The sequence below is a fragment of the Pseudomonas sp. NPDC089396 genome, assembly GCF_044749545.1.
GTDB lineage: Bacteria > Pseudomonadota > Gammaproteobacteria > Pseudomonadales > Pseudomonadaceae > Aquipseudomonas.
In genome coordinates this window covers 126,957-146,185 of the sequence record NZ_JBIVIC010000014.1, presented here as the reverse complement: position 1 = coordinate 146,185, position 19,229 = coordinate 126,957, and the positions used below count along the sequence as shown (strand labels likewise).

The 19,229-nt window shown below is 62.3% G+C and carries 19 protein-coding genes; 4 read left to right on the top strand and 15 right to left on the bottom strand.

The features are described 5' to 3' along the window. Positions 1-347: 347 nt before the first annotated feature. The 9 genes from msrQ to mrcB form a co-directional block, all read right to left on the bottom strand. Positions 348-962, bottom strand: coding sequence for a protein-methionine-sulfoxide reductase heme-binding subunit MsrQ (msrQ, locus tag ACIPZB_RS22700; protein ID WP_400642768.1), 615 nt, complete (start codon positions 960-962; stop codon positions 348-350). Then, positions 962-1,975 carry a protein-methionine-sulfoxide reductase catalytic subunit MsrP gene (gene msrP, locus ACIPZB_RS22695; protein WP_400642767.1) on the bottom strand — a complete coding sequence of 338 codons (1,014 nt, stop codon included), beginning with the start codon at positions 1,973-1,975 and terminating at the stop codon, positions 962-964. Before msrP ends, msrQ begins: the two co-directional genes overlap by 1 nt. A 79-nt stretch (positions 1,976-2,054) precedes the next feature. Continuing rightward, complete coding sequence (pssA, locus tag ACIPZB_RS22690) at positions 2,055-2,906, bottom strand: CDP-diacylglycerol--serine O-phosphatidyltransferase (RefSeq protein WP_400642766.1); 852 nt, start codon at positions 2,904-2,906, stop codon at positions 2,055-2,057. 151 nt (positions 2,907-3,057) lie between these two features. Further along, complete coding sequence (gene ilvC, locus ACIPZB_RS22685) at positions 3,058-4,074, bottom strand: ketol-acid reductoisomerase (protein ID WP_008096908.1); 1,017 nt, start codon at positions 4,072-4,074, stop codon at positions 3,058-3,060. A 55-nt stretch (positions 4,075-4,129) separates the two neighbouring features. After that, entirely contained in the window at positions 4,130-4,621 is a 492-nt protein-coding gene (ilvN, locus tag ACIPZB_RS22680; RefSeq protein WP_008096911.1) for an acetolactate synthase small subunit, read from the bottom strand. 1 nt (position 4,622) lies between these two features. Next, positions 4,623-6,347, bottom strand: a complete 1,725-nt coding sequence (locus ACIPZB_RS22675) for an acetolactate synthase 3 large subunit (protein ID WP_400642764.1) — start codon at positions 6,345-6,347, stop codon at positions 4,623-4,625. Between the two features lie 409 nt (positions 6,348-6,756). Beyond that, positions 6,757-7,089 carry a YqcC family protein gene (locus ACIPZB_RS22670; protein WP_008096913.1) on the bottom strand — a complete coding sequence of 111 codons (333 nt, stop codon included), beginning with the start codon at positions 7,087-7,089 and terminating at the stop codon, positions 6,757-6,759. Beyond that, on the bottom strand, positions 7,089-7,877 hold the full coding sequence (locus ACIPZB_RS22665; protein ID WP_400642763.1) for a tetratricopeptide repeat protein: 789 nt from the start codon (positions 7,875-7,877) through the stop codon (positions 7,089-7,091). Before ACIPZB_RS22665 ends, ACIPZB_RS22670 begins: the two co-directional genes overlap by 1 nt. A 15-nt stretch (positions 7,878-7,892) precedes the next feature. Then, positions 7,893-10,214, bottom strand: coding sequence for a penicillin-binding protein 1B (mrcB, locus tag ACIPZB_RS22660; RefSeq protein ID WP_400642761.1), 2,322 nt, complete (start codon positions 10,212-10,214; stop codon positions 7,893-7,895). Positions 10,215-10,331: 117 nt separating this feature from the next. On the opposite strand from mrcB, the gene ACIPZB_RS22655 reads away from it, so the two are divergent. Both ACIPZB_RS22655 and ACIPZB_RS22650 read left to right on the top strand, forming a co-directional pair. Then, positions 10,332-11,894, top strand: coding sequence for an AAA family ATPase (locus ACIPZB_RS22655; protein ID WP_400642760.1), 1,563 nt, complete (start codon positions 10,332-10,334; stop codon positions 11,892-11,894). Positions 11,895-12,130: 236 nt separating this feature from the next. Beyond that, positions 12,131-12,439 (top strand): TfoX/Sxy family protein, encoded by a 309-nt coding sequence (locus tag ACIPZB_RS22650; RefSeq protein ID WP_400642758.1) that lies wholly within the window; start codon positions 12,131-12,133, stop codon positions 12,437-12,439. A gap of 165 nt (positions 12,440-12,604) precedes the next feature. Here ACIPZB_RS22650 and ACIPZB_RS22645 read toward each other — a convergent pair whose 3' ends face one another. From ACIPZB_RS22645 to ACIPZB_RS22630, 4 genes are read right to left on the bottom strand one after another with little or no spacing between them, the layout of a single operon-like run. Continuing rightward, entirely contained in the window at positions 12,605-13,492 is an 888-nt protein-coding gene (locus ACIPZB_RS22645) for a ChaN family lipoprotein (RefSeq protein WP_400642757.1), read from the bottom strand. Between the two features lie 12 nt (positions 13,493-13,504). Continuing rightward, positions 13,505-14,272 (bottom strand): heme ABC transporter ATP-binding protein, encoded by a 768-nt coding sequence (locus ACIPZB_RS22640; RefSeq protein WP_400642756.1) that lies wholly within the window; start codon positions 14,270-14,272, stop codon positions 13,505-13,507. Next, the gene (locus ACIPZB_RS22635; RefSeq protein WP_400642773.1) at positions 14,272-15,255 is read right to left on the bottom strand and encodes a FecCD family ABC transporter permease; all 984 of its coding nucleotides are present in this window, start codon (positions 15,253-15,255) and stop codon (positions 14,272-14,274) included. Before ACIPZB_RS22635 ends, ACIPZB_RS22640 begins: the two co-directional genes overlap by 1 nt. A gap of 50 nt (positions 15,256-15,305) precedes the next feature. Then, on the bottom strand, positions 15,306-16,181 hold the full coding sequence (locus ACIPZB_RS22630; RefSeq protein WP_400642755.1) for a hemin ABC transporter substrate-binding protein: 876 nt from the start codon (positions 16,179-16,181) through the stop codon (positions 15,306-15,308). 149 nt (positions 16,182-16,330) lie between these two features. Here ACIPZB_RS22630 and ACIPZB_RS22625 point away from each other — a divergent pair, with 149 nt between their 5' ends. Then, positions 16,331-16,648, top strand: coding sequence for a Rieske (2Fe-2S) protein (locus tag ACIPZB_RS22625; protein WP_008096927.1), 318 nt, complete (start codon positions 16,331-16,333; stop codon positions 16,646-16,648). Here ACIPZB_RS22625 and sfsA read toward each other — a convergent pair. Both sfsA and ACIPZB_RS22615 read right to left on the bottom strand, forming a co-directional pair. Beyond that, positions 16,638-17,351 (bottom strand): DNA/RNA nuclease SfsA, encoded by a 714-nt coding sequence (gene sfsA / locus ACIPZB_RS22620; protein WP_400642753.1) that lies wholly within the window; start codon positions 17,349-17,351, stop codon positions 16,638-16,640. The two genes, ACIPZB_RS22625 and sfsA, sit on opposite strands and share 11 nt — an antisense overlap. After that, the gene (locus ACIPZB_RS22615; protein ID WP_400642752.1) at positions 17,351-18,523 is read right to left on the bottom strand and encodes a pyridoxal phosphate-dependent aminotransferase; all 1,173 of its coding nucleotides are present in this window, start codon (positions 18,521-18,523) and stop codon (positions 17,351-17,353) included. Before ACIPZB_RS22615 ends, sfsA begins: the two co-directional genes overlap by 1 nt. Positions 18,524-18,733: 210 nt before the next feature. On the opposite strand from ACIPZB_RS22615, the gene dksA reads away from it, so the two are divergent. After that, entirely contained in the window at positions 18,734-19,177 is a 444-nt protein-coding gene (gene dksA / locus ACIPZB_RS22610) for an RNA polymerase-binding protein DksA (RefSeq protein WP_008096946.1), read from the top strand. The last annotated feature ends 52 nt before the right edge of the window (positions 19,178-19,229 follow it).

Below are 19,229 nucleotides of genomic sequence, written 5' to 3'. Positions count from 1 at the left end.
CGCTGCGATCTCTCGTAGCGGGAGGCGAATCATACAGCGTTTAGAAGCGCTGTCAACCACCTTTTCAACCGCTATCGATCATTCGATCGAAGCACTTCCAGCACTACCTGGCTCGATTAACTCTTTGAATCTCAAGGAGTTTCTCGTTCCGACTACGCTGGAAGTGGGGCGCATTATAAGGGGATTCGAGAGGCGGTCAAGGGTTAATTTCATATATTTGAAATATTCCCCATCAAGACCGCATCAAGGCCACCAAGTGCTTGCCACAACATCTTCTGCGCCTTCGAAATCGAGCGCCGCCCGCGCGGCGCTCGACCTCGAGAACACTACACAAGCAATGGCGAGCCCTACGAAACCGCCCTCCCCCTTCGCCCGATCACCCGAGGCACCCGCCGGGCCACAGCCGGAATCCGCAGCACCATCAACAAAACACCAATCCCTGCATAAATCGCCCACTCACGCAGATCCGAGCGAACGATCCACAAAAAGTGCAGCAAGCCCAACCCGAGAATCACATACACCAGCTTGTGCAGCTTCTTCCAACGCGCGCCCAATCGGCGCTGACTGTAGCGATTGGAGGTCACCGCCAATGCCAGCAACCCGAGGAACCCAAGCGTGCCCACTATAATGTAGGGCCGCTTGCGCAACTCCACTGTGAACTGCCCCCAGTCCAAGCCCAGGATAAAGAACAGGTAACAAAGGATGTGCAGCACGATATAGGCAAAGCACCACAACCCAAGCTGCCGGCGCACCACGATCCAGACCGACCACCCCGTCAGCTTCTGCAGAGGCGTCATGCTCAGCGTCACCAGCAAAAAAGTCAGCGCGCCCAGCCCCAGGCGATCCATCATGATTTTTCCAGGGTCCGGCCCCAGCAGATTCATCGCTGCCTCGTAGAGCCACCACACGGGGAACAGGCACCCCACTATAAAGATGGCCAGGCGCAGCCAGGGATAACGCATCAATAGTTCTTCCGCAGGTCGAGCCCGGTATACAGCGACGCCACTTCATCGGCATAGCCATTGAACATCTGCGTCTGGCGCACGTTGGGGCTGAACAATCCGCTCGGCAAGCGCCGCTCACGCGCCTGGCTCCAACGCGGGTGATCGACTTCAGGGTTCACGTTGGCATAGAAGCCATACTCATCCGGCGCCAGCCCTTCCCAGGTAGTCTGAGGCTGTTCGGCCACCAGGCTGATGCGCACGATCGACTTGATACTCTTGAAGCCGTACTTCCAAGGCACTACCAAGCGCAGCGGCGCACCATTCTGGTTGGCAAGCTCTCTGCCATACATGCCAACCGCCAGGATGGCCAAAGGATGCATGGCCTCATCCAGACGCAACCCTTCTCTATAAGGCCAGTCGATCAGAGCAAAGCCCGAGCGCTGCCCGGGCATGTGCTGAGGGTCTTTCAACGTCTCGAAGCGCACATAACGCGCGTTCGAAGTCGGCTCGACCTGCTTGAGCACCTGCGCCAGCGGAAAGCCCAACCAGGGAATGACCATCGACCAGGCTTCTACGCAGCGCAACCGGTAGATGCGCTCTTCAAGCTGGTAGGGTTTGACGAAGTCCTCCAGGGCATAACGCCCCGGCTTGCCGACCTCACCATCAATCACCACCGACCACGGCTCGGTCTTCAGACTGCCGCCGTTGGCCGCCGGGTCTCCCTTGTCGGGGCCGAACTCATAGAAGTTGTTGTAGTGGGTGGCATCCTTGAACGGCGTGATCGCCTCGCCCTTGACCGTCACCGCCTGCCAGCGCGTGTCCGCGAGCTTGTCGCTGAACCAGCCAGGCGCGGCCCCCGCCTCGACGTCCGCGTAGCGCGAGGCCTCGGCCGCCCGCGCCGCCAACGGCATCGCCCCCAGAGCAAGGCCCGCCAGGGAGCCTCCCAACAGCGTGCGACGGGAAAGATAAAGGCTTTCGGGTGTGATCTCCGACGCCTTGCAGTCGGACGACCTGGGAAGCTTGATGAGCATGACGGCTCCACAGCACTGGATGAGGGATGTACCAGTAAGACTATGGAGCCGGAGGGTTATTCCAGCATTAAAACTTTTTTCAAACCTTGCGACGACGCCCGCGCAGCAAGTACTGGATCGGGCCCGAAGCCGCATAGGCGAGGAAGATCAGCAGGAGGATGCGCGGTGGGTCGCTGAACACCACGGCAAACACCAACACCACCGCCAGGATCGCCACGAACGGCACGCGCCCCTTGAGGTCCAGCTCCTTGAAGCTGTTGTACTTGATGTTGCTGACCATCAGCATGCCGGCCGCGGCAACCAGCAACGCCACCAGGAACGACAGTTTGGAGCCCTGGATGCCATAGTCGCTGAACGCCCACACGGTGCCTGCCACCACACCCGCTGCCGCCGGGCTGGCAAGGCCGATGAAGTAGCGCTTGTCGGCGGTACCGACCTGAGTGTTGAAGCGTGCCAGTCGCAACGCGGCGCCGGCCACATAGATGAAGGCGACCATCCAGCCAACCTTGCCCATGTCCCCCAGCGCCCAGCCGAACGCCAGCAAGGCCGGTGCGACACCAAAGGCGACCATGTCCGACAGCGAGTCGTACTCGGCACCGAAGGCGCTCTGGGTGTTGGTCATGCGTGCGACCCGGCCGTCGAGGCCATCGAGCACCATGGCCACGAAAATGGCGATGGCAGCAAAGGCGAAGTATTTGCTCGCCTCGCGTGGGTCACCGGCACTCAAGGCGCTCTGCGCGCTCATCGAACTGATGATGGAGTAGAAACCGGCAAACAGGTTGGCGGTGGTAAACAGGTTGGGCAGCAGGTAGATGCCACGATGGCGCACCTTGCGCCCTTCGGCGTCATGCCCTTCTTCAACGTGCTCATCGACAGGTAGCAGGCTTTCGGCGTCGGAGGGCTTGTTCGGCTCTTCGGGACGTTCGCTCATGGAGGGTACCTTGCAACAGGATGGAAAATATTCGACACGGGCCTGCAAAACAGGTTCTGACAGCAAGCCACTGGTCTGCTTTATACCAGAAGCTGACTGGCAGAACGAAAAAACGCGGCCGAAGCCGCGTTTTTTAATCTACCGATAAGACTTAGTTCTTGGTCTTGTCGACGATTTTGTTAGCCGAGATCCACGGCATCATCGAGCGCAGTTGCTCGCCGATGATTTCGATGCCGTGAGCTGCGTTGTTGCGGCGCTTGGCGGTCATCGATGGGTAGTTGGTGGCGCCTTCGGAGATGAACATCTTCGCGTATTCGCCGTCCTGGATGCGCTTCAGAGCGTTGCGCATGGCCTTGCGGGATTCTTCGTTGATGACTTCCGGGCCGGTGACGTACTCACCGTATTCGGCGTTGTTGGAGATCGAGTAGTTCATGTTGGCGATGCCGCCTTCGTACATGAGGTCAACGATCAGCTTCAGCTCGTGCAAGCACTCGAAGTAGGCCATTTCTGGCGCGTAGCCTGCTTCGACCAGGGTTTCGAAACCGGCTTTGACCAGCTCGACGGTACCGCCGCACAGAACGGCCTGCTCACCGAACAGGTCGGTTTCAGTCTCGTCCTTGAAGGTGGTTTCGATGATGCCGGTACGGCCGCCACCAACGCCCGAAGCGTAGGACAGGGCGACGTTCTTGGCGTTGCCGGAGGCGTCCTGGTAGATAGCGATCAGGTCAGGGATACCACCGCCCTTGACGAACTCTGAGCGCACGGTGTGGCCTGGGGCTTTCGGCGCGATCATGATCACGTCGAGGTCGGCGCGCGGAACCACTTGGTTGTAGTGGATCGAGAAGCCGTGGGAGAAGGCCAGGGTAGCGCCCTTCTTGATGTTCGGCTCGATTTCGTTCTTGTACAGCGCGCCTTGGAACTCGTCCGGGGTCAGGATCATGACCAGGTCGGCAGCAGCGACGGCAGAGGCAACGTCAGCCACTTTCAGGCCGTGGGCTTCTGCCTTGGCAACGGTAGCCGAACCTTTACGCAGACCGACGGTAACGTCTACACCGGAGTCCTTCAGGTTGCACGCCTGAGCGTGGCCCTGGGAACCGTAACCGATGATGGCGACTTTCTTACCCTGGATGATGGAAAGGTCGCAGTCTTTATCGTAGAAAACTTTCATGAAAATACCCCTGGTTATATCTCGGCCCCTGCGGAGCCATCGCTAATTTTTGGATTTAGATGCTGAGCACTTTGTCGCCACGGGCAATGCCGGTGACGCCACTGCGCACTGTTTCGAGAATCGATGCGGTGCCGATGGCCTGGATGAAGCTGTCCAGTTTGTCGCTGGTACCGCTCAACTGTACGGTGTACACGCTAGCGGACACATCGACGATCTGGCCACGGAAAATATCCGTGGTGCGCTTGATCTCGGCACGCTGGGCACCGGTGGCCTTGACCTTGACCAGCATCAGTTCACGCTCGATGTGAGCGCTTTCCGACAGGTCGACAAGCTTGACCACTTCGACCAGCTTGTTCAGGTTCTTGGTGATCTGTTCGATCACTTCGTCATGGCCAACGGTGGTCAACGTCAGACGCGACAGGGTCGGGTCTTCGGTCGGCGCCACGGTCAGGCTTTCAATGTTGTAGTTGCGCTGGGAGAACAGGCCGACCACGCGGGACAGAGCACCGGGTTCGTTTTCCAGCAGCAGGGAAATGATGTGCCGCATATCAGGTACGCTCCGTCTTGCTCAGCCACATGTCACGCATCGAGCCATCCTTGATCTGCATCGGATAGACGTGCTCGGTACGGTCGACCGCGATGTCGATGAACACCAGGCGGTCTTTCATCGCGAACGCTTCTTCCAGCTTCGGCTTGAGGTCCTTCAGGCTGGTGATGCGGATACCCACATGACCATAGGCCTCGGCCAGCTTGATGAAGTCGGGCAGCGACTCGACATAGGAGTGCGAGTGACGGCCGTTGTAGGCCATGTCCTGCCACTGGCGGACCATGCCCAGCACACCGTTGTTCAGGTTGACGATCTTCACCGGCAGGCCGTACTGCATGCAGGTGGACAGTTCCTGGATGTTCATCTGGATGCTGCCTTCGCCGGTGACGCACGCTACGTCCTGATCCGGGAAGTTGAGCTTGACGCCCATGGCCGCCGGGAAACCGAAGCCCATGGTGCCCAGGCCACCGGAGTTGATCCAGCGATTGGGCTTGTTGAAGCGGTAGTACTGCGCCGCGAACATCTGGTGCTGACCCACGTCGGAGGTGACGAAGGCATCGCCCTTGGTCACTTCGCAGAGGGTCTCGATCACTGCCTGTGGCTTGATGACGTTACCGTCGCCCTTGTCGTAAGGGAACATCTCGCCATCGCCGCGCCACTCGTCGATCTGCTTCCACCAGGCATCCAGCGCCGCCTTGTCAGGCTGCTCGCCGATTTCCTTGAGGATACCGATCATTTCGCTGAGCACGCTGTCGACCGGGCCGACGATTGGCACGTCGGCCTTGATCATCTTCGAGATCGACGCCGGGTCGATATCGATGTGGATGATCTTGGCATTCGGGCAGAACTTGGCCGGGCCGTTGACCACGCGGTCATCGAAGCGCGCACCGACCGCGAAGATCACGTCGGCATGGTGCATCGCCATGTTGGCGGTGTAGCTGCCGTGCATGCCGAGCATGCCGAGGAACTGGCGATCGGTACCCGGGAAGCCGCCAAGCCCCATCAGGGTGTTGGTGACAGGCAGGTTCAGCGTCTTGGCGATCTCGGTCAGGGCTTCGGAGCCGCCACCCAGGATCACGCCACCGCCGGAATAGACGATCGGGCGCTTGGCAGCCAGGAGCATTTCGGCAGCCTTGCGGATCTGCCCGGAGTGGCCACGGACTGCTGGGCTGTAGGAGCGCAGCTTGACCTTCTTCGGATAGACGTATTCGAACTTTTCGGCCGGGTTGGTCATATCTTTTGGAATGTCGACCACGACCGGACCTGGACGACCGGATTGCGCCAGGTAGAACGCTTTTTTCAGAACTTCGGGGATCTCGGAAGCATGTTTGATCATGAAGCTGTGCTTCACGATCGGCCGCGAGATGCCGATCATGTCGGTTTCCTGGAAGGCATCGGTGCCCACCATGGTGCTAGGCACCTGGCCGGACAGGATGACCATCGGAATCGAATCCATGTAGGCCGTGGCAATGCCGGTGATGGCATTGGTCGCGCCTGGGCCGGAGGTTACCAGCACCACGCCGGCCTTGCCGGTGGCGCGGGCGTAGCCGTCCGCCATATGGGTAGCCGCCTGCTCGTGACGAACCAGGATGTGCTCGACTTCCGGTTCCTTGAACAGTGCATCGTAAACATGCAGGAGAGCACCACCAGGGTACCCGTAGATGTGCTTAACGCCTTCGTCACGCAAGAAGCGGACGACCATCTCAGCGCCAGATAAAAGCTCCACGTTGTTCACCTCTAAAACGCCAGAATACCGCCCTTCATGGACGGGTCTTAATAGGTTTACTGCCAAGCAGAGCATGAGCGGAACGTCAGCACTGACTGAGCAAGTATTGGGAGCGCCCCAGAGTGTTGCGGGGTTTTCCCACCCAGCGCGAGGTAACGCGTTGCGGGGTGAAACAGGTCGGCGCGGGTGTGCGCCTCATGATCTGCTTAGCGGGTCTGCTTCTGGCAGTCCCTCTACAGCGGAATCTGGATTCTTCTGATTCGGCGTCGCTAAGTCAAGAAAAATTATTGCCAATTTTTCCCCAAGATGAATTCCTGCCACCACTAAAAACCATCACAGCAGCAGAATAAATAAGATTTCCACAAAAAAGGGCCACAATCTGCGGCCCTTGACGGAAAAAGAGAAGAAATCAGGCGGAAGGAGCGATCAATTGATCAAACTCTGCTAGCAGGCGACGTAGCTCACGGCTCTGCTCCGGGCGGTCGACAAACACCGTTTCGGCCATGATCAGGATTCCAGAAGCGCTGGGCAGCGGGTGGCCAAGTTCGATGATGATCTTCATGCGGGGCAGGAATATCCACTGCAGCCACTGTTCGAAGCTCAAGGTATCGACCGCGAACGGCACCGTGCTGGCCAGTGCCTCATCGCTTGGCGCCTCTTCGCCCCACCAACCTTGTACCTGCAGCTCACGTTCGATCAGCAGCAGGTGGTCGGCGATATCCAGGATACGTTGCTCGATCATCAGGAATTGACCCGTGCCTTTTGCCGGGCCAGTGCGGCGCCAGCGCTGTCACCCTGCTTTTCGCGGGCCTGGGCAATGGTGTTCCACAGTTCGGCCTGCAGGTCGGGACGACCGTTGGCGTAGGTCAGCGCACGGCGCGCCAACTGCTCAGCCTGGGCCGCATCACCCTGCGACAGGCGCACCTGGGCAAGGCGGTACAGCACTTGCGGCTCGCGCGGGGCAATGCGTTGAGCACGCTCCAGGCTCGATGCGGCACCGTTGAAGTCACCACTGCCCTGTTGCGACTGGGCCGTGGTCAGCAGCGCCAGCACCGGGCCATCCAGCTGCTCGTCGGCCGACAGGCCGCCCGAGGTCGCGTTACTGCGCGGAATGCCGGTTGGCGCGCTGGTCGCCGCCGGCGTGCTGTTCATCGAGGCGATGTCGAAGGGCTCATCGGCGATCGGATTGGGGTTGGTGGTCATCGGCGCAGCGCCGACCGGACCTGTGGTCATCGGGGTGGTGCTGATCGGTGCCGCGCCGTTACCCGCCGGGAAAGTCTGGATGCTCGTGGCACCGGCCCCTTGCGGAATCATCACGGTTACCCCGGAATCCTCGGGCAGCGACTGCGCCTGCGCGGTGCCGTTGTTCATGCCGGCCGCCGAGCGGTTGGCCGTGGCCCGTTCACTGTTGGACACACGGGTGCTCGAATCGACCACCGGGATATTGCCACGCTGCACACTGGAGCAACCCTGGAGCACAGCCAGCGCCGTCAAGGCAGGAAACAGCCACTTATTCACGTCACACCTCATCAATGCAGCCAGTGCTTAATTCATCCAGCCTTTTACCCAGTCCATGACCGATTCTGCCGGATTCTGCTCACCGCCACAGGCTGCCCCAGCGGGCGGTTCGCTGCCGCGAATATACGGCATCTGCACCGCTCCCGGACAACTTCCGTCGGAACCTTGGCCACTGTACGGGTCGATCCACGCCTGCACCACGTTGTCTGGCTGTGGCATGTCCAGCGGCAGTGGGTCGGCCTTCTTCATGAAGCTGGTCCAGACCTGCAATGCACCCGTGGCACCGGTGAACGGTGTCTTGCCATTATCGTCGCGGCCCATCCACACCACCGCCAGCAGGTCCTGGCTGAAGCCGGAGAACCAGCTGTCGCGCGAGTCGTTGCTGGTACCGGTCTTGCCCGCCAGGGTCAGCGAACGTGGCAATACGTTGTATACCGAGCGGCCAGTACCTTCACGCATGACCCGTTGCATGGCGTTCTGCACCAGGTAGATCGACGCCGGGTCGAAGGTTTGCTGGATCTGGAACGGGTAACGCTTGAGCGGCTCGCCTTCGGCGGTCAGCACACTGCGAATGCCGCGCATCGGCGTGTTGAAGCCACCGTTGGCGATGGTCTGGTACATGGTCGCCACCTGCATCGGCGACATGCCACCCGCGCCCAGCAGCATTGACGGGAATGCAGGCCAGTCCACTTTCACACCCAGCCGACCGATGGTCTTGATGACATTGGGCACGCCCACTTCAAGGCCGAGCTTGGCGGTCGACAGGTTGTAGGAATTAGCCAGCCCCTGGTACAGGTAAATCGTGCCATGCGGGCGGCGATCGTAGTTCTGCGGTCGCCATACCTGGCCATCGGCGCCCTTGACCGAGAACGGCTCGTCTTGCACCCAGCTGGTCAGGGTGTACTTGCTCGGCTGCTCCAGCGCGGTCAGGTACACCGCCGGCTTGACCAGCGAACCGATCGGCCGTACCGCATCGATGGCGCGGTTGAAGCCGGCGAAGCCGGACTGGCGGCTGCCGATCAGGGCCTGCACCTCACCGGTTTCCGGATTGGTCACGACCATCGCCGACTCGACTTCATCTGCCCCCTTGCGCCCGGCCAGGCGCTTGAAGGTCTCGTTCATCGAACTTTCGGCCTTCATCTGCAGGATCGGATCGAAACTGGTGAAGATGCGCAGGCCTTCTTCGGTCAAGTCTTCATCGCGGTAATCCTGACGCAGCTGACGCTTGACCAGGTCGAGGAAGGCCGGGAACGAGCTGTCGGCCAGGCTGCCGCGCTTGGTCACGCCCAGTGGCATCTTCTTCGCCGCGTCGACCACTTCCTGGCTCGCCACGCCCTGCTCGGCCACAAGGTCAAGGACCAGGTTGCGGCGGGCCAGGGCACGCTCGGGGTAGCGGCGCGGGTTGTAGTAAGACGGCCCCTTGACCATGCCCACCAGCAAGGCGATCTGGTGCAGCTTGAGCTCCGACAGCGGCTGGCTGAAGAAGAACTGGCTGGCCAGACCGAAGCCATGCACGGCGCGCTGGCCATCCTGGCCGACGAACACTTCATTGAGGTACGCCTCAAGGATTTCGCGCTTGTCGTAGTGCATTTCCAACAGCACGGCCATCATCGCTTCGGTCAGCTTGCGGCTGAGGCTGCGTTCGCTGGTCAGGTAGAAGTTCTTCACCAACTGCTGGGTCAGCGTACTACCGCCCTGGCGCATGGAGCCTGCCGAGGTGTTGACCCACACTGCTCGAGCAATGGACTTGGGCGAGACGCCGAAATGGCTATAGAAGTCCCGGTCTTCCGTGGCCACCAAGGTTTCGAGCAGGTACGGCGGCACCTGGTCGATCTTGATGAGGATGCGGTCTTCGAGGTTTTTCGGGTAGATACCGCCGATCATCAGCGGCTCCAGGCGAACAACGTCGAGCTTGCCGCCATTGGCGCCCGAGAGCCCCGCCACGTAGTCGCCAGAGAAGCGCACGCGGACGAACTGCGCAGGCTCCATGCCTTCATAGAACTGGAAGCCACGGGTGTTCAGGTCAACGGTATTGCCGTTGATCGCCGCGGCGCCCGGGCCATTGGCCGCGCTCTCGCGACGGTAGCCGAGGGCGTCGAGCTCGGTGAGGAAGTCGTTCTTGCTCAGCTTCTGGCCGACGAACAGCTCCAGCGGCCGGGCATATACCTTGGCCGGGATGGTCCAGCGCTTGCCGGAGAACTTCTCCTGCACGACGGCATCGAGGTAAACCGCGAAGCCAGCGACGATCACCAGGCCGACCAGGCTGAGCTTCAAGGCCCAGCCCAGCCAGGCGCGCGAGCGGCCGGTCGGGCGTTTCTGAGGGGTACGAGGATTTCGGGTTCGAGTCATGGCGGCGGATTATACGCACTTTGTAAAGGCTGGGCAGACGCCCTCTGGCGGTATGCAGGGGCGGCACCATTGACCATAATGGCGCCTTCGAATTCCCTGCCCCCGGAAGGATTTCCCGTGAGCCAAGCCTTGATTACCGCGTTGCAGAACCCTGCCCTCTACCCTCATCCCGTAGACGGGTTCCAACTCATCGAGACGCACATCTCCTGGGTCCTGCTGACGGGCGAGTACGCCTACAAGATCAAGAAGCCAATGAATTTCGGCTTCCTCGACTTCACCGCACTGGATCAGCGCCAGCACTTCTGCAACGAAGAATTGCGCCTGAACCAGCGCCTGACCGAAGGCCTGTACCTCGACGTGCTGCCGATCACCGGTAGTGCCGAAGCGCCGCAGCTCGGCGGTGACGGCGAGGCAATCGAGTACGTGCTGAAGATGCGCCAGTTCCCCCAGGGGCAGATGCTCAACACCCTGCAGGCCAACGGTGAACTGAATGCCGGCCACATCGACCAGATGGCCCGGCAGATCGCCGAATTCCACCTGCAAACACCCAAGGTGGCCGCCGAGCAACCCTACGGCTCGCCTGAAAGCGTGATGGCGCCGGTCGAGCAGAACTTCGAACAGATCCGCCCCTTCCTCAGCGACAAGGCCGACTTGCAGCAGCTGGACAACCTGCAAGCTTGGGCGCGAAGCAGTTTCGAGCGTCTGCAGGACCTTTTCGCCGCGCGCAAGGCCAATGGTTTCACCCGTGAATGCCATGGCGACATCCATTTGGGTAACGCCACCCTGATCGATGGCAAAGTGGTGATCTTCGACTGCATCGAGTTCAACGAGCCGTTCCGCATGACCGATGTCTGGGCTGACACCGGTTTCCTGGCCATGGACCTGGAAGACCGCGGCCTCAAGTGCCTCGCTCACCGCTTCATCAGCCAGTACCTGGAGCTGACCGGCGATTACCAAGGCCTGGAAGTGCTCAACTTCTACAAGGCCTACCGCGCCCTGGTACGGGCCAAGGTGGCGCTGTTCAGCATGCCCGCCAATGCCGATGGCGTGCAGCGCGCTACCACCCTGCGCACCTACCGCAATTACGCCAACCTGGCCGAAAGCTACAGCGCCATTCCGTCGCGCCTGCTGGCCATCACCCATGGTGTCTCGGCCGTGGGCAAGAGCCACGTGGCCATGCGCCTGGTCGAAGCCCTGGGTGCCGTGCGCGTGCGTTCGGATGTAGAACGCAAGCGCCTGTTCGGTGAGCAGCAACCCGCCGCCGCTGGCCAGTTGCAAGCCGGCATCTACGACCAGAGTGCCAGTGCCGCCACCTACGAGCACCTGCACCAACTGGCCAGCACCATCCTGCGCGCCGGCTACCCGGTGGTGCTCGATGCCACTTACCTGAAGCACGACCAGCGCCAGGCGGCGGCAGAGGTCGCCAGCGAAACCGGCGTGCCGTTCCTGATCCTCGACTGTCACGCGCCGGAGGCAGTGATTGCCAGCTGGCTGGAGCAGCGCCAGGCGGAAAACAGCGACCCGTCGGACGCCACCCTGGAAGTGGTCAAGGCCCAGCAGGCCAGCCGTGAGCCGCTCACTGCCGTGGAACTGCAGCACGCCACCCGTGTGGATACCCAGGAAAGCGCCAGCATGGATCAGGTAATCGACCAGATCCGCCAGCGTTTGCCTGGTCTGTAAGCGTAACGGCCCTATCGCCGGCAAGCCGGCTCCCACAGGGACACCACCGCTCTCGAGAATTGTGGGATTCCTGTGGGAGCCGGCTTGCCGGCGATAGGGCCACAACAAGCTGCTCATCTCCCAATCCGTCGCCCCAGATGGCAAAAGGCCGCGCATTTCCCAACCCCCGCTACACTCCTCTCTGACCTGCTCGCGATTTATCCCCTAGACCCGTTCAGCCATCGCAAGGAGGCTCGATGAACGATGAATTGCAGCATCTGAAGAATCTTGGCAAGACCTCCGCGCAGTGGTTGCATGCGGCCGGTATCCACAGTGCATCGGACTTGCGTCGCCTAGGCGCGGTCGGTGCGTACCAGGCCGTGAAAACGCGGGGATTCCGGGCGTCGAAGGTGCTGTTGTACGCCATTGAAGGCGCACTGCTGGACATGCACTGGAACGATTTGCCGGCCGAGCGCAAGCAAGCGCTCAATCAACAACTGGATGCGAAAAGCACGACGCAAAAAAAATCTGAAATAAAGAGCGAGAGGGGATTGACCTCTGAATGAGAATCGTTATGATTATCACAACTGGTCGCGAGACTGGTTGGATAAACTGAAAGCCCCTGGTTCGGACTCTCAGATTATCTCCTCATCAGGCTAATCACGGTTATTGACCCGGCAATTTGCCGGGTCTTTTTTTGCCTGCGGTTTCATGCAGGGCCGGGCAACATCCTATTTGCGCAGCTGCGCGCAGTAATCCTGCTCAGGCGTGGCCGGCGTATACCAGACATAGTCAGCCATTCCTGGCCCCACCTGCTCACCGACCTCGGCCAGCAACAGCACTTTGCTCTCCCCCTTCGCGCCCAGGTCTGCCAGGTGCAATGGCACGCCGAGATCCTTGCGCGCGTGATAGGCCCCCGTGAACAACAACGCGGGCTGCGGCGCCGCCAGCAAATGCTCGGCGATGCGCCGGTCGCGGCGTTGCTGCACCGCCAGCATGGCCGGCAGTTGGCTTTCCGGCAGCAACCCACAATGTCCCTCGCGCACCTGTTCGAGCAGCGCCGCCCGCACCGCTGGCGCATTGGACTTTACCCCGGCCAAGGGTGTCGGCTGGCGATAGGCGGCGCGCATTTCGCCCACCGAGAGGTTGGCTGGCAGCAGTGCGATACGGTCCTGCAAGGCCTCACGGACGATCGGACCATAGAATTGCCAATCCCAGCCGTCCTGCCAGTCCAGGGCCTTGGGCAAGTCTTGCGGCAGCTGGGCTTGCCTCTGCACCGCCTCCAGGCGCGCTTGCTGCTCTGGCTGCAACATCTCCAGCAGCAGGCTGCCCTGGGCTCGCCGGGCCTGCAGCGCGCGCAGCAACCACAGTTGCAAGGCGTGATGGTCAGGGTTGTCGTGTTTCTCACCCACCAGCACCCGTGACACCCCAGCGAGACGCTCGACCAACTGCTCAGGGCTGATGACCTGGCCGCTGGCCAGGTCGCGAATCTGCCCCAGAGCTGCGTTGTCACGCCCCTCGCTGCTCTGCCAAGCCGGTAATGGGGGCAGGCTGGCCTGACATCCCACCAGCGACAGCATCAATAACAGCAACGAGCCAGACAGCCATGGATGGCGCATGGGCAATGCCTCCTAGCGGGTGATGATCAGCGGATGGCCCCGTTCCGGATGGGGCTGTACCAGCACTTCGATGCCGAATACCGCCTTGAGAGCGGTGGGCGTCAGCACGTGCTGCGGCGAAGCCAACGCATGGCAGCGCCCCCCTTCGAGCAGCAGGATGCGATCACAGTAGCGTGCCGCCAGGTTCAGGTCATGCAGGATCACCAGCACTGCAGCCCCGCGGTCAGCGAAGCTGCGCACGGCTTGCAAGGTGGTGTGCTGGTGCAAGGGGTCGAGCATCGAGGTGGGCTCGTCGAGCAGCAATGTGCTGCCTTCGGCGCCGGGCCATAACTGGGCCAATACCCTGGCCAGGTGCACGCGCTGGCGTTCGCCGCCGGACAATGCCAGGTAACTGCGGTCGATCAGGTGCCAGGCATCCGCCGCGCGCAGCGCTGCTTCGACGATTTCCCGGTCGCGCTGCTGGCCGCTGCCGTGGGGCAGACGCCCCATGCCCACCACTTCCTCGACGCGAAAGGCAAAGCCCAGGCTGGACACTTGCGGTAGCACCGCCAGGCGTTGCGCACGCGCCTGCCCCGGCCACACATCCAACGCCTTGCCTTGCAGCATCACCCGCCCCTGACTGGGGGGCAGTTCGCCGCACAAGGCGCCGAGCAGGCTGCTCTTGCCGGCGCCGTTGGGCCCTAGTACACCGAGCACCTGGTGGGGTAACAGCTGCAGATCGATGTCGTGCAGCACGTCACTGCCGCCCCGGCGTAGGTGCAGGCCTTCGACTTCGAGCATCAGCTGCGCCCCCGAATCAGCAGGAAAAGGAAGAATGGCGCACCGATGAAGGCCGTCACGATGCCAATCGGCAGCTCGGCCGGCGCCAGGGCCAGGCGTGCCACCAGGTCGGCGAATAGCAGCAAGGTACCACCGGCCAGCAGCGACGCCGGCAGCAGCACACGGTGATCAGGCCCGGCCAACAGGCGCACCAGGTGGGGCACCACCAGGCCGACGAACCCGATCAGGCCTGCCGCCGCTACGGCGGCGCCCACGCCCAGCGCAGTGCAGAACACCAGCTCGCGCTTCAAGCGCTCCACTTCGATGCCCAGGTGGCGTGCCTCGGACTCCCCCAGCAACAAGGCGTTGAGCGCCTGGGCCCGGCGCGGCAGCCACAGGGCAACGACTACCACCACGATCAGCAACGGCCACAAGCGCTCGTAGCTGGCGCCATTGAGGCTGCCCAGGTTCCAGAAGGTCAAGGTACGCAAGGTGGCGTCATCGGCCAGGTAGGTGAACAGCCCTACCGCCGAACCGCCCAGTGCCGTCAGGGCGATACCGGCCAGCAGCATGGTCGCGACATTGGTCTGCCCATCACGGCGGCCCAGCCGGTACACCAGCGCCGTCACCCCCAGGCCGCCGACAAAGGCGCAGACTGACAGCAGGTAAGGGGCGAACCACTCCGGTATGCCCCCCATCCAGCTACCGCCGACGATCGCTACCGCCGCGCCCAGCGCCGCGCCACTGGCTACCCCGACCAGGCCAGGATCGGCCAGCGGGTTGCGAAACAGCCCTTGCATGGCCACCCCAGACAGCGCCAGCACCGCGCCTACCGCCAAACCGAGCAGCGTGCGCGGCAAGCGGATCTGGCCAAGGATCATGTCTGCCTGCTCCAGGCCGTCAGCAGCGATGGGCAAGCCCAGCAAACGCAATCCCGCGCGCAAGGTATCGAACAGCGGCAGGCTGACCGGCCCCAGGGCCAGAGACAGCCAGACCGCCAGCAGACACAGTACGCCCAGGGCAATGAACAGCGTGCGCGGTTGGATCCGTTGCTTCATCGAGCGATGCTGGCCGGGTAGAACGTGGCCGCCAGGTCCTGCAGGGCTGCCGGCAAACGTGGGCCGAGGCCGCCGACCAGCAATGTCGGGTCAAGGGCAACCAGGCGCTTGTCGCGCACGGCACGCGACGCAGCCAATGCAGGGTTCTCCTTGAGCAGCGCCTGCAAGGCCTGGTCACCGGCCAAGGCGCGATCGGAGAACACCAGTACATCCGGGTCCAACGCCGCCAGCGCTTCATTGGAGAAGTTCTTGTAGCCCTGATGCGCTGCCAGGTTGCGCGCGCCGGCCTGGCGCAACAGCCAGTCACCTGCGGTGCCCTGCCCGGCGATCAGCGGCTTGGCCCCCGCATGGCCGACCAACAGCAGGACGCCTGGCGCCTTGTGGCTGGCCTGGGCCTGCTTGACCTGTACCTGCAGGGCTTCGACTTGCTGTTGATAACCCGAGGCGAGCTGCGCGGCCTTCTGCTCGGCACCCAGCAACTTGCCAAGGTGCTTGAGGTTGGTATCGACGGCCGCGAGGTCGGCCTGGCTGGAGAACAGTTCGACGCGAACGCCAGCGCTGCGGATCTGCGCCAGCACCGGTGGCGGGCCCATTTCCTCGGTACCCACCAACACGTCCGGGCGCAAGCTGAGAATGCCCTCGGCCGACAGCTGCCGCTGATAACCGATGCTCGGCAGCGCCTTCAGCGACTCGGGGTGCTGGCTGGTGGTATCGACGCCCACCAGGCGTGGTTCACCGCCCAATTGACTGATCCACTCGCTCAACGCGCCGCCCGCACTGACCCAGCGCTGTGGCAATTCGGCTGCCAGAGCCTGGGTGGAAGCAACGAGGGCTGCGCACAAGGCGAGCATGGCGGCGGGACGGCGCATCATCGGATTCCTTCTGAAGGCGGGCCGCCAACCTTGTGGCGGGCGACAGAACTGCGCACCATAGACCACCGGGCGCAGCGAATGCGGGCAATTTGATAATTATTCGCATTGAAGCGTCAAGCTATCCCTTGGTTTCACGAGTCGTCCTTGCAATGCACTTTCTTTGTACTTCCGCAGCGCTGGCCGAAGGCCACAGCCGCGCCTTCAGCGTAGACGGCCTCGATCTGTTCGGCGTGCGCCGCCAAGGCCAGGTGCACCTCTACCGCAATCGCTGCCCGCACCGGGGCATCCCGCTGAACTGGGCAGCGGACGCCTTTCTGGATGACAGCGCCAGCTTGATCCACTGCGCCCATCACGGTGCCCTGTTCCTGATCGAGAGTGGCGAATGCGTGGCCGGCCCGTGCGAAGGCGAGGCATTGCAGGCCCTGGGCTGCCGGGAAGACAGCCAGGGTATCTGGTTTACGGGTTGAGCAGCACCGGTAGCGGACGGTCGATGATGATGTGCGAGGCATCCAGTCGCGTGCCGTAAGCCAGCACTTCAACGCCATCGGCCACCGCAGCACGCAACGCCGCGGCATAGGCGGCGTCGATTTCTTCGGCGGGGCGCACCGCTTCGATGCCGGTGAGGTTCACGCAGTACAGTTGCACGGCGCGGATACCCTGGCGGGCCAGCGACGCCAGTTCACGCAGGTGCTTGGCGCCACGCTGGGTCACCGCGTCCGGGAAGGCCGCCACGGTAGTGTCTGGGTAGCCCAGGGTCACGCTCTTGACCTCGATATAGGCCGGCCCTTCGGCAAACTCCAGACGAAAATCCACGCGGCTGCCCTCCTCGCCATAGGCCACCTCGCGCTTGAGTGCAGTGAAACCCGCCAATTCAGCGATCACACCCGCCCGCAGGGCTTCTTCGACCAACGCGTTGGCCCGCCCGGTATTGATGCAGGCCAGGCGCCCCTGAGGGGTTTCGCTGATCTCCCAGGTGCCTGGCAGCTTGCGCTTGGGGTCGTTGGAGCGACTGAACCAGACGTGTCCGCCTTCACGCATGCAATTGAGCATGGAACCGGTGTTGGGGCAGTGGATGGTGAGCTGCTCGCCGTTGGCCAGTTCGATATCGGCCAGAAACCGTTTGTAGCGGCGCAGCAGGCGCCCTTGTTCGAGTAAAGGAAAGAACACCATCAGCCCTGCCAGCTCCGCAGCCCTCGGGCGATGCGCTGTACTGCCTCTTCCAGGCGCGGCAGGCTCTGGGTGTAGGCAAAGCGTACATGGTGGCCGGCCAGGTGGCGCCCGAAGTCCAGGCCCGGCGTGAACGCCAGGTGCTCGGTTTCCAGGAAGTGTCGGCAGAAGGCGAAGGCATCACCGCCAAAGGCACTGATATCGGCATAGAGGTAGAACGCGCCCTGCGGCTCCACCGCAATACGGAAGCCCAGTTCGCGCAGGGCCGGCAGCAGATAGTCGCGGCGGCGGGCGAACTCGGCGCGGCGCTCCTCGAAAATCGCCAGGGTTTCAGGCTGGAAACAGGCCAGCGCAGCGTGCTGGGCCATGCTTGGGGCGCTGATGTAGAGGTTCTGCGCGAGTTTTTCCAGGTCAGCTACGGCATTGGGCGGTGCCACCAGCCAGCCCAGCCGCCAACCGGTCATGCCGAAATACTTGGAAAAACTATTAAGGACGAAGGCTGAGTCATCCACCTCCAGCACGCTCGGCGCCTCCATGCCGTAGGTCAGCCCGTGGTAGATCTCATCCACCACCAGATGCCCGTGGCGCTCACGGGTGGCCTTGGACAGGCTGGCCAGCTCATCGCGGCTCAGCACCGTGCCGGTCGGGTTGGCCGGCGAGGCCACCAGGGCGCCGACGGAGTCCTTGTCCCAATAGCGTTCGACCAGGTCGGCGGTGAGTTGGTAATTGACCTCCGGCCCCACCGGCACCAGCTGCGCACCCCCTTCCACCAGGCGCAGGAAGTGTCGGTTGCACGGGTAGCCCGGGTCGGCCAGCAGCCAGTGCTTGCCGGGGTCGACCAGCAGGCTGGCGGCGAGCAGCAAGGCGCCGGAGCCACCTGGGGTGATCAGGATGCGCTCGGGGTCGACCGAAACGCCGTAGCGCGTCCCGTAGAAACCGGCGATCGCCTCGCGCAGTGCCGGCAAGCCACGTGCCGCCGTGTAGCGGGTATGTCCCGCCGCCAGGGCGGCCTGGCCGGCCTCGACGATGGGAGCGGCGGTGGTGAAGTCTGGCTCGCCGATTTCCAAGTGGATCACATCGTGGCCGGCCGCCTGCAGCTCGTTGGCCCGCGCCAGCAACGCCATGACGTGGAAGGGTTCGATGGCGCGGCTGCGCGCACTGTATGGGTGGGCCATGACCTTCTCTCAATTGGGTCTAAACTGGTGATTCTACCTCTGCGCGGCACCGAACGTGCGCCTCACGGCGCGGTCAAACCCTAGGATCGGGCGGGGTAGCGCACCCCCGATCTATCTGGTAAGTTCGGCGGCTCGCAGTCGCAGGGCCGGCGGGTGCCGGAGATGGAGCAGCCTGCGCATTGGATCAGATGAGTGAGAGGCGGTCTATTCATGTCCACCGTAGAAAAGCAAAAAGTCCAGACCATGTACGGTGTCGAGCCCTACGTCGAAAGCAAGGGTGAGGCGTACATGGGTGAGCCCATGAAAAAGCACTTCACCAAGCTGCTGAATGCCTGGAAAGGCGAGCTGATGGTCAGTGTTGATCGCACCGTGGACCACATGAAAGACGAAGCGGCCAACTTCCCCGACCCGGCCGACCGTGCCAGCCAGGAAGAAGAGTTTGCCCTGGAGCTGCGCAACCGCGATCGCGAGCGCAAGCTGATCAAGAAGATCGACAAGACCCTGCAGAAGATTCAGGACGACGAGTACGGCTGGTGCGAGTCGTGTGGCATCGAGATCGGCCTGCGCCGTCTGGAAGCCCGTCCGACCGCCGACCTGTGCTTCGACTGCAAGGAAATCGCGGAGAAAAAGGAAAAAACCGTCGGCAAAGGCTGACCTTTCTCCCATCCAAACGGGGCGCATCATGCGCCCCGTTTCATTTCTTACC